The organism is Photobacterium sp. OFAV2-7 (genome assembly GCF_022347985.1).
GTDB lineage: Bacteria > Pseudomonadota > Gammaproteobacteria > Enterobacterales > Vibrionaceae > Photobacterium.
The window spans coordinates 1-9,650 of sequence record NZ_JAKRFQ010000094.1 but is presented as its reverse complement, the minus strand read 5'-3'; the positions used below and the strand labels follow the sequence as shown (position 1 = coordinate 9,650).

Genomic DNA, 9,650 nt, shown 5'->3' with positions numbered 1-9,650 from the left:
ACTCTCTGCGCTTGGGCTTGACCAGAACTATATATACAGCCAGATCCAAAACCAGAACGTGGTCTCCAATGCCGGTAAAATCCGTATTGGTGACGGACGAATTCGTATCCACCCAACCGGTGAGTTCGATGACGTCAGTGAAATGAACCGTCTGCTGGTCAGCCCACCGGGCAGTGCCGATCTGGTTTACCTGGGCGACATTGCCACGGTATACAAAACAACAACAGAAACCCCTACCCTGCTTTATCACAACATGGGCCAAGATGCGCTTTCATTGGGCATTTCGTTTACCACAGGTGTCAACGTAGTCGATGTATCGAAAGCCGTATCGGCCAAGATCACCGAGCTTGAGTCACAATTGCCGCTGGGTATGGTTCTCGATACCGTTTATGACCAGGGTGCAGTGGTTGAAGTCTCTGTTACCGGCTTTTTGATTAACCTGGCCGAGTCAGTCGCTATTGTTATCGTTGTATTGCTGGTCTTTATGGGTCTGCGCTCGGGCCTGCTAATGGGTGTGGTGTTACTGCTGACTATTCTGGGTACCTTCATCGTGATGAATGTCCTCGGCATACAGCTGCAAATCATCTCGCTGGGTGCATTGATTATCGCTCTCGGCATGCTGGTGGATAATGCGATTGTTGTAACCGAAGGGATCCTGATAGGTATCCAGCGAGGCCAGACACGCTTCGAGGCTGCCGGTCAAGTTGTCAAGCAAACCCAGTGGCCGCTCCTCGGGGCAACAATCATCGCCATTATTGCCTTTGCCCCTATTGGCTTGTCTCAGGATGCAACGGGTGAGTTCTGTGCGTCACTGTTTCAGGTATTGTTGATCTCCCTGTTTATCAGCTGGATCACGGCTATCACCATCACTCCCTTCTTCTGTCACCTTCTGTTTAAGGACGGAGAAGTCAGCGACGAGCCACAAGAACTGTATCGTGGTTGGTTCTTTAATCTTTATCGTGGCCTGCTAACAACAGCAATGCGATTCCGTATCGTTACGCTTGCTCTGGTCATCGCGATGCTGGTTGCCGCTGTTATCGGAATGGGACATGTGAAGAATGTATTCTTCCCGCCATCGAACACACCGATCTTCTTTGTTGATATCTGGCTGCCGGAAGGAACTGATATTCGTGGAACAGAAAAGTTTGTTTCTAACGTTGAACAAGAAATTTTGGGCTACGAGAAAGAAAACAAAGTCGGGTTGGTCAACCTTACATCGGTTATCGGCCAGGGTGCACAACGCTTTGTATTACCTTATGTTCCGGAAAAAGGCTACGACGCCTATGCCCAGCTCATCATCGAGATGGACAGCCTGGAGACACAGAGCACAAATATGCCGAAGCTGACGGCTCACCTGCGTGAAAGCTACCCAGAAGCAGAATTCAGAGTAAAACTGCTGGAAAACGGTCCTTCACCAGCGGCTAAAATTGAAGCGCGTTTCTATGGTGAAGATCCTCAGGTGCTGCGACAGCTTGCCCATCAGGCTGAGCAAATCTTCCTGGCTGAACCAATGGCCGAGAATATCCGCCACAGCTGGCGTAATCAGGTAACAGTAGTTCGTCCTCAACTGAATCTGGCCCAGTCTCGCGAAGTCGGTATCAGCAAACAGGATCTTGATACAGCCCTGCTTATCAACTTCAGCGGCAAAACTATCGGTACCTACCGGGAGCAGTCGCACCTGATGCCGATCATGGCCCGAGCGCCGGAGCAAGAACGCCTTGATGCAAACAGCTTGCTTAAACTGCAGGTCTGGAGTGGTGAAAACAATACGTTTGTCCCTGTGACGCAACTGGTTTCCTCTTTCGATACCGAATGGGAAAACCCTATTATCATGCGTCGTGACCGTAAACGTATGCTGACCGTGTTTGCTGATCCGGTACTTGGCAGCGGCGAAACCGCCGATTCAGTTCATCGCAAGATACGCGACAAAGTCGAGGCAATTGAACTGCCGGACGGATATTCATTTGAATGGGGTGGCGAGTACGAGACCTCACGCGATGCGCAGGCAAGTATCTTTAGCTCTTTGCCGATGGGCTACCTGGCTATGTTTCTGATCACTGTTGTCCTGTTCAACTCAGTCAGGCAGCCACTGGTGATCTGGTTCAACGTACCCCTTGCGATTATTGGTATTGCATCCGGCCTGCTTTTGCTTGATGCGCCACTGAGCTTCATGGCGATCCTCGGTATGCTCAGCCTTAGCGGTATGATCATCAAAAACGGCATTGTTCTGGTCGACCAAATTAACGCCGAGATTCAATCAGGCAAGTCACCTTATGACGCTGTATTTGACTCTTCGGTAAGCCGTGTCAGACCGGTCGGCATGGCAGCAATTACCACTATGCTCGGTATGATCCCGCTGCTGTTTGACCCGTTCTTTGTGGCAATGGCAGTCACTATCATCTTTGGTCTTGGCTTTGCCACCGTGCTGACACTGATCGTCTTGCCGGTTAGTTATACGTTGATTTTCCGTATTCCGACTAAAACCAAACAACCGACTTTAGCCCAGGAGGCTCCTGTTACCGCCTAACAAAAAGACCATAACAAAGAGTACTAACTTGTGTGTTCATTTAACACACGCTTTTGCTCCTCGCTACTTTGCCCATAGCCCTTGCTGACTCATGCAAGTGTTATGGGCTTTTTTATTCAAATCATTTGACCCTCTGCTGACAATATTCCCAAACCGCATCCCTAAGATAAAAACACTGTTTTCAAAGTCATCAATATTGACTATTTTTAATGTATTTAGAGCAATTTATTAGCTTGCCGAATGGAAAGGTGATGTGATGCAAAAAGGGAATGAGTTCTCTCAGACAACAACTTGGATTCGCTTGCTCGCCAACCAGGAAAATCAGCCCAGGTTAGTAGGTATATTGCAATCGTCCCTATCTCTTGCCAGACAGCTGATGGCTAGTTGTCAGCTTAATGAGCTTGTGTCTTTTTACAAAGCCAGTGATGTTAATCGACAGCTTATGGCCGACACCATTGTTGCCTCGGCCTGCGATACCCTCATCTGCGACCGCCAGCATTATAACGCCCTAATCTACATTTTGAGTCTCCGCCAGCACCCCATGACAGTTATCCTTAACCAGGAAAAATATATGCCGGACTGGTGTTGGCAATTCCCTCAGCATCGTTTTTTATGTCAACAAGACATCGCCTAATGTTAATAGTTATATCCCGATAGTTTCAGCAATCAATTTGATTCGCTGCTTTTTACCAATCAGTTAGCAAGAGTGAGCCGTAACATGCGCATACTGATGATCATCCTGCTATTCATCTCTTCAGTAGTGATGGCAGAACAACATGACGAACAAGCACAAAAGTTGGCATTACTTGATCAGGAAATTGCCGCCCTCTACCAGGAATCTCTTACTAAAAGCGGATCGGCCAGAAGTGTCGTTGAAATGCAGCTACTCAATAAAAACGACGAGCTGCGCAGCGTGATCCAGGGGCTCATCGACAGCCGAACTGACGAAACCGTTCCTATGTTGCTCAAGCATGTCAGCCAGCAGGTCACTTTTATCGCCCAGGCTTCTGACTTCCTGGCAGAGAAAATTACAGCTGAGGAGAAAAAACTCGACGAAGTTTCTCAGGAAGAAAAGCTATCCGTCCAAAAAAGCCTTGATGAGGCCCGACGCTTCTACACGCGAATGCTAGGAGAGCAATGGGTAAATTATAAATGGCTTGAACTACTTGGCGCACCTGATCCAAAAAGTGCGGATGCCCTCGTCGAAGATATCAGCCACCGGCTGGAGTTTATGTCGGCTTCACTCTCCTTCAATAGCCAACAAGAAGCCCTGCTACTCAAACAGCTAAAAACAGCTTCTGAAGGCGAGAAGCCCTCGCTCCAGCTACAACACCTGCTAACTCAGCGCAATGTGGCCAGTGATATCGATAATCTGAAGTTTCTCGTCGAACTGGCCGATAAAATGGACATCGATACCACCCAGTATACCCAGCAAGTCTTCGAAGTCACCGGTACTCTTACTGACGATTTATTGAAACCCAAAGTACTTATTTCCCTGTTTTCCAGCTGGGTAAAGAGTATTGGCCAGTGGCTGGTCGACAATACCCCTCAGGTGTTGTTCAAGCTGGTTATTTTCGCCTTTATTATTTTTGTTTTCAGGATCTTAAAGAATCTGACACGAAGAATGGTTACCCGGGCGGTATCCTCACCTAACCTGCGTATGTCCCAGTTAATGCAGGACTTCTTTATCTCAATGAGCGGCAAGGGGGTCTTCATTATCGGCCTGTTGATTGCCCTGTCGCAAATTGGCCTCAACCTGACCCCAATACTGACCGGTTTCGGGGTTGCCGGTGTCATTGTCGGTTTTGCACTTCAGGATACCCTGTCTAATTTTGCATCCGGCATGATGTTGTTAATTTATCGCCCTTTTGATGTCGGAGATTTTGTCGAGGCCGGCGGCGTCTCAGGCAAAGTCAGCCACATGAGCCTGGTCAGTACAACCATAAAGACCTTCGACAACCAGATCATGATAGTCCCCAACAGCAAAATTTGGGGCGACACCATAAAGAATGTCACCCACGAGCGCGTCCGCCGTGTCGATATGGTCTTCGGGATTGGCTATAACGACAGTGTCGAACATGCCGAGCAAGTACTGAACGACATCGTTGATGCGCACCCGGCGATACTCCGCTCCCCGGAAAAAACAATTAAGCTTCAGACCCTCAATACTTCATCGGTCGACTTTATTGTTCGCCCGTGGGTAAAGACAGAAGATTACTGGGATGTGTACTGGGACATTACCCGAGAGGTAAAAATACGCTTTGACAAAGAAGGGTTGTCCATTCCTTTCCCGCAGCAAGATGTACATCTACATATGGTCGATAATAAAAAAGACTAATATATTGCCGGGATTCTTATTTAGTGAATGGATAGTCGTTATGAAGTAGTAAGTTATCCCTCTATTTTTATGGATAAAATGACATCCACCTAACAGAAAACAGGGTTACATTTGGCAAACTATTCGCTATAAATCTATGGGTACTCACTATTCCTATGTTATTTCTAAACAATACATGTTGCGATGTATTCACGAAGTTGAACTCTTGGTCTATAGTCGAGTCATATCAATAAGAAACGGCGTACAATTGATAATATAAGCGATTAACCTAAGATTCAGGAAGCTTATGTTCGAATGAACGCAGTATAAAAATTAAACTCCGGGAATCATATTATGAGAAAGCGTTATCTAGCCATTTTAGCCTTACCCGTTATTCTTGCAGCCTGCGCGGCCAACAATAGCAGCAATACACATGTCATCGCCGAATCCGATTTGGCCACCCACAACTGGGTATTGACCAAAGTCGATAACAAAGCGATTGACCTACCGGAGCCATTTAAAGCACCAAATCTTGAGCTAGGCACCGACCTGGCTGCCAACGGCCACTCGGGCTGTAACCGCTACTTCGGTCAGGCAGAGCTTAAAGACGGTAAACTACGTGTCGAAAAAATGGGAATGACCATGATGGCCTGCCCGGAACCTGCAATGGAAATGGAAAGAATCATGAGCAGCACCCTGATGGAATGGAGTGATGCCAGCATTACAGGCAATGAGCTTACGCTGACTAATGCCGACCACACGCTGACATTCAAGCGTACTGAAACGCAATAACCCCCCGAGCTGCCATCAAGGCGGCCCTCATAAAGGCTGTAATAGATAACAGCAAAAAGAGCGCAAAGCGCTCTTTTTATTTAGCTATCGCCTACAGGCCAATGTTTTATGAACAACTTGTGTTTATACCGCTTTCGCCTGCCACTGTTCACGCAGTGATTTCGCGGCTGTCACCAAGTTACGTAACGCTGCTTCTGTTTCTTCCCAGTTACGGGTTTTCAGTCCGCAGTCCGGGTTAATCCACAGCCTTTCTGCAGGAATGAGCGTTTCAGCTTTTTCAACCAGTTGGGTAATGTGCTCTACCTCAGGAATATTCGGTGAATGGATATCATAGACGCCAGGGCCAATCTCATTCGGATAGTCAAACTCTTCAAAAGCCTTCAGTAGTTCCATATCAGAACGAGAGGTTTCAATCGTAATCACATCGGCATCCAAAGCCGCCACAGACTCGATAATATCGTTGAATTCACTGTAGCACATATGAGTATGGATCTGCGTTTGCGGCTCCGCGCTGGCGGCAGATATCTTGAACGCATTCACCGCCCAGTCCAGATATGCCTGCCATTGCGAGGCTTTCAGCGGCAGTCCCTCTCTAATCGCCGGCTCATCAATCTGAATCACCTTAATGCCCGCAGACTGCAAATCTGCTACTTCATCACGCAGTGCCAACGCTATCTGGTTCGCCACCTCTTCACGCGTCAGATCTTCACGCGGGAAAGTCCAGCCTAGAATCGTCACCGGTCCGGTGAGCATGCCTTTCACCAGTTTGTTCGTCAGCGACTGGGCATAACACGTCCAGTCTACTGTCATCGGCTTGGCACGGTAGATATCTGACACAATAACAGCCGGCTTAACACAGCGGGAGCCATAGCTCTGTACCCAGCCAAAGCGTGTAACAGCGAAACCTTCCAGCAACTCGGCAAAATATTCCACCATGTCATTACGCTCGGCTTCACCGTGTACCAACACATCAAGATCAAGCTTTTGCTGGCGCTCGATTGCATCAGCAATATGCCCTTTCAGTGCGGTATTGTACTCCGCTTCCGTTAGTCGCCCGGCTTTAAAATCACGTCGCTGGGTACGGATCTCATTCGTCTGAGGGAAAGAGCCAATAGTTGTGGTCGGTAACAATGGTAAATTAAGTGCTGTTCGCTGCTGCCTCGCCCTTTCAGCATAAGGCGCCTTTCTCTCTGCCAATGCTGACGTAATTACCGCTGTCCGCTGGCGCACCTCTGCATTGTTTACCAACTCACTGGTTGCACGGGCCTTAATTGGCGCACTATATTGCAAGCACTCCTGTTGGGCCAGTTCGCTACCGTCAAGCGCCTGAGCCAGCAATGTCACCTCGCGACACTTTTGCTTGGCAAATGACAGCCACTGACGTACTTCAGGTTTAAGCTCTGTTTCCAGGTCAAGGTCAATTGGGCTATGCAATAGAGAACAAGAGCTTGCCAGCCACAGGCGCGAGCCTAGCTGCTCTTTAACTGGCTGCAAGACTGACAGTAGCTGCGCCAAATCAGCTCGCCATACATTACGTCCGTTAATTACCCCCGCTGACAGTACCCATTCCTGTGGCAGTGCCGCTACAACGTCACCTAGCTGCTCCGGTGACGCTGACAAATCAATGTGCAAACCGTCGACATTTAGCGCGACAATTTTATCCAGATGGTGAGTAATATTGTCAAAGTACGTGGTCAGCAGTAGCTTAGTACTGCCGTTTAACACCTGATAGGCCAGTTTAAATGAATCTGCCCACTCTTTCGGTAACTCTAGGGTCAACACCGGCTCGTCAATCTGGACCCACTCTACGCCAAGCCCTGCCAGCTTACCGAGGATTTTCTGATAAGCTGTCAGCAGACGAGGCAGTAGTGACAGACGGTCGAACCCTGGCTCCTTTTCTTTACCCAGCCATAGATAAGATACGGGGCCAAGCAACACAGGCTTGACGTCATGACCGGCCTTCTTGGCCTCTGCCACTTCTTCGAATAACTGCTGCCAGCTGACATTGAACTGATCGTCGGCACTGAACTCCGGCACAATGTAGTGATAGTTGGTGTTAAACCACTTCGTCATGTCCGATGCCGCGCAGGCACAGCCCGTTGGTGCCTTACCGCGTGCAACACGGAAAAGGGTATCTAGGTCAGGGAAACCATTATTGTGACGCTTGGGAATATGGCCAAGCAGCATGCTGGTGCTCAACACATGGTCATACCAGGCAAAATCCCCTACCGAAACATAATCCAGACCGGCACCGACCTGGTCTCCCCAGTGACGATGACGCAGCAGGCTGCCTACCTCTTTAAGCTCTTTCTGGTCGATTTCACCTCGCCAGTATTTTTCCTGGGCAAACTTGAGCTCACGCTGGCTGCCTACTCGCGGGTAGCCGAGAATGTGGGTTGTGGTTTTATTTTGAGTTGTCATGTTGCAGTCTCTCTGTGCTGGTAACTGTCGATGACTAAACAATGACTTAACCCCGACACATGAACAATTTCTTATAATTCACAGTGATTATGAAAAAATTTAATAATCATCAGGTCTCATACAACAAACTCATTTGGCCGTCTAGATGTTTACACTGCTCTTTTTTACAGGTACATTGATCTTATCAGCTCATCGGACGGCGTTAGGAAACTCGCTGAATTTCAAAGGATAACGAGAGCGATGAGTCATCTGCGACAAGGACGGTAAAGGAAGCCATGATCGAAATTAAACACTTAAGAACATTATCAGTCCTACGGGATACTGGCTCGCTGACAGCGACAGCCAATACGCTCTGTCTGACTCAGTCCGCCCTGTCTCACCAACTGAAAGATCTCGAACAGCGACTCGGCGGTCAGCTATTTCTGAGAAAAACCCGGCCGGTAAAGTTCACAGCTGAAGGCGAGATCCTGCTCAAACTCGCTGACGACTTGATCCCTCGCATCGCCAAAGCCGAGCACGAACTTGCCAGCCTGAAAGAAGACGCCAACGGCCGCTTGCACATGGCCATTGAATGTCACTCCTGTTTTCAATGGTTGATGCCAGCCCTGAAGGAATACCAGATCCACTGGCCTAGCGTGACGTTGGATTTCTCATCAGGATTCGGCTTCGAGCCTCTGCCGGCGTTAAGTGCTGGCGAACTCGACTTAGTGATCACCTCAGACATTCAGGCCAGAAGTGAAGTCCACTTCGAACCCTTGTTTGATTTTGAAATGCGCCTGGTGGTCTCCCCGCAGTCACCACTGGCCAATAAAGACTATATCTCGCCACAGGATCTCGCTGACCAGACTATGCTCAGCTACCCGGTCCAAAAAGGTCGCCTGGATGTAGTCAAACACTTCTTGCAGCCGGCAGATATCGAGCCAGAAAACTGGAAACAAGCTGACAATACCCTGATGCTGGTCCAGATGGTGTCGGCCGGACTGGGGGTGGCAGCCTTGCCTAACTGGGCCATTTATGATTTTGCCCGTCAGGGGCTGGTCGTAAGCAAACCGCTTGGGGAGGGACTATGGCGACGGCTATTTGCAGCTATCCGTGCTTCAGAGCGGGAAAGGCATTACCTACAGGCGTTTTTTGCAACCGCCAAGCAGCAATGCCAAACCCACCTTGAGGGAATTAAAAGCGCCTAAAGCGTTAAGTTGCTATTCGGCTTTTATTTAAACTGGTTTGAGATGGGATCGTAGTGATAACCCAGCGCTTCCATCTTCTCATTCAATTCATCGTTATCCAGCTCATAGCGACTTACCAGCTCTTCGATAGTCGAGCATTCAAGCCGTAGCCGTTCATTCACAATGCCAAGAACGATATTGCCATCCATATTCAGTAGATTACTAATTTCCATACTCACCCCTTAGCTCAACAGCAACGGTAACAGTGCCTGTACCTAAAGATAAGCATAGTCATTCCACGTTAGCCTGCTACAAAAAGCCCTTCCAAATGGAAGGGCTTATATAGAAAATGCACAATAATGTGATGTCGCTAGAATAGCATTAACTGCATACTGCCGGATGCCACCAGCAAGGACGAGGCAACCAA

The 9,650-nt window shown here is 48.6% G+C and carries 7 protein-coding genes; 5 read left to right on the top strand and 2 right to left on the bottom strand.

What is annotated here, in order from left to right:
- The 4 genes from MHN01_RS08055 to MHN01_RS08040 all read left to right on the top strand — a co-directional run.
- Nucleotides 1-2,527, top strand: a 2,527-nt coding sequence (locus MHN01_RS08055) for an efflux RND transporter permease subunit (protein ID WP_239410867.1), incomplete at its 5' end; no start/stop codon positions are given.
- A 256-nt stretch (nucleotides 2,528-2,783) separates the two neighbouring features.
- Complete coding sequence (locus MHN01_RS08050) at nucleotides 2,784-3,161, top strand: hypothetical protein (RefSeq protein WP_239410865.1); 378 nt, start codon at nucleotides 2,784-2,786, stop codon at nucleotides 3,159-3,161.
- A gap of 84 nt (nucleotides 3,162-3,245) precedes the next feature.
- On the top strand, nucleotides 3,246-4,865 hold the full coding sequence (locus MHN01_RS08045) for a mechanosensitive ion channel family protein (protein ID WP_239410864.1): 1,620 nt from the start codon (nucleotides 3,246-3,248) through the stop codon (nucleotides 4,863-4,865).
- Nucleotides 4,866-5,198: 333 nt separating this feature from the next.
- Nucleotides 5,199-5,636, top strand: a complete 438-nt coding sequence (locus tag MHN01_RS08040; protein ID WP_239410862.1) for an META domain-containing protein — start codon at nucleotides 5,199-5,201, stop codon at nucleotides 5,634-5,636.
- Between the two features lie 123 nt (nucleotides 5,637-5,759).
- Here the strand turns inward: MHN01_RS08040 and metE are convergent, their stop codons facing one another.
- Nucleotides 5,760-8,057 (bottom strand): 5-methyltetrahydropteroyltriglutamate--homocysteine S-methyltransferase, encoded by a 2,298-nt coding sequence (gene metE / locus MHN01_RS08035; RefSeq protein ID WP_239410861.1) that lies wholly within the window; start codon nucleotides 8,055-8,057, stop codon nucleotides 5,760-5,762.
- A 275-nt stretch (nucleotides 8,058-8,332) separates the two neighbouring features.
- Between metE and metR the strand changes: the two genes are divergently transcribed.
- The gene (gene metR, locus MHN01_RS08030; protein ID WP_239410860.1) at nucleotides 8,333-9,244 is read left to right on the top strand and encodes an HTH-type transcriptional regulator MetR; all 912 of its coding nucleotides are present in this window, start codon (nucleotides 8,333-8,335) and stop codon (nucleotides 9,242-9,244) included.
- Between the two features lie 23 nt (nucleotides 9,245-9,267).
- Here metR and MHN01_RS08025 read toward each other — a convergent pair whose 3' ends face one another.
- Complete coding sequence (locus MHN01_RS08025; RefSeq protein ID WP_075763343.1) at nucleotides 9,268-9,456, bottom strand: DUF4250 domain-containing protein; 189 nt, start codon at nucleotides 9,454-9,456, stop codon at nucleotides 9,268-9,270.
- Nucleotides 9,457-9,650: the final 194 nt, after the last annotated feature.